Origin of the sequence: Mesorhizobium sp. M5C.F.Ca.IN.020.29.1.1, from assembly GCF_003997375.1 — a bacterium.
Taxonomy (GTDB): domain Bacteria; phylum Pseudomonadota; class Alphaproteobacteria; order Rhizobiales; family Rhizobiaceae; genus Mesorhizobium; species Mesorhizobium wenxiniae.
Map to the genome: position 1 here is coordinate 1 of NZ_RZSW01001068.1, position 880 is coordinate 880.

General features: G+C 61.4%; 1 protein-coding gene and 1 pseudogene. One reads left to right on the forward strand and one right to left on the reverse strand.

Features of this window, described 5'->3' with window-relative positions:
- A pseudogene (locus EOA85_RS36265) lies at window positions 1–200 on the reverse strand (2OG-Fe(II) oxygenase family protein); the annotation flags it as partial.
- A gap of 202 nt (window positions 201–402) precedes the next feature.
- On the opposite strand from EOA85_RS36265, the gene EOA85_RS36270 reads away from it, so the two are divergent.
- The coding region (locus EOA85_RS36270; RefSeq protein ID WP_206523499.1) for a KUP/HAK/KT family potassium transporter at window positions 403–880 on the forward strand (478 nt) is incomplete at its 3' end.

Genomic DNA, 880 nt, shown 5'->3' on the forward strand with positions numbered 1-880 from the left:
GTCGCGTGCAAATAGCCGTTCCAGGCAGTTCGACCAATTCGCCGATGTTGACGAGGAGCGTTCCGAGCTATCGGACCCACATCCACCCACCTTCCATCATAGTCGACCTGCAGCCCCTTGTTGTCATCCTGGAGCAATGGCGTCAGGAAACCGTCATCCTTGTGCGCCCCGACACCCTGGTCGCCATCGGTCGCATCGCGGGGGCACTGTGGCCGAGAACCATTCATTGATCTGGGCGCTTGAGGGTTCTGCCGGTGCGCTATTGCTCGTCGGTAGGCCTTCGGGGCTGGCGAGTCTGCCAAGGCGAGCAACGACAGGCGATGCCCGCAGCCATTACGTGACGGCACTTGATATTGCAGCGCAGCAAGCGTAGGGCACCGCGCGCTTATCGGAGTGTCGTCCATGGACCTTACCAATGCTGGTAACGAGGCAGAACCCGTCGAACAATCGAGCCATTCTGAGGTCGAGCAGCACAGCACCAAGGTGCTGATGCTGGGCCCACTCGGCGTGGTTTACGGTGATATCGGCACCAGCCCGATCTATGCTTTCCGCGAGGCATTGGTGGCATCGTCGGGGGGCGAAGTCGCCAACCGTGGCGACATCCTCGGCGTGCAGTCGCTGATCATCTGGTCGCTGACGATCATCGTCACCATCAAATATATCATGTTCGTGCTCAGGGCCGATAATCGCGGCGAGGGCGGGGTGCTGTCGCTGATGGCACTGGCGCGCAACAGTTTCCCGACCCGCTCGGCGGTGATCCTCGGCATCGGCATCGTCGGCGCCTCGCTCTTTTTCGGTGACGCCGTCATCACGCCGGCGATATCGGTGCTGTCGGCGGTCGAAGGCATGAACGTCGTCACGCCGACCTTCCAGCCCTATG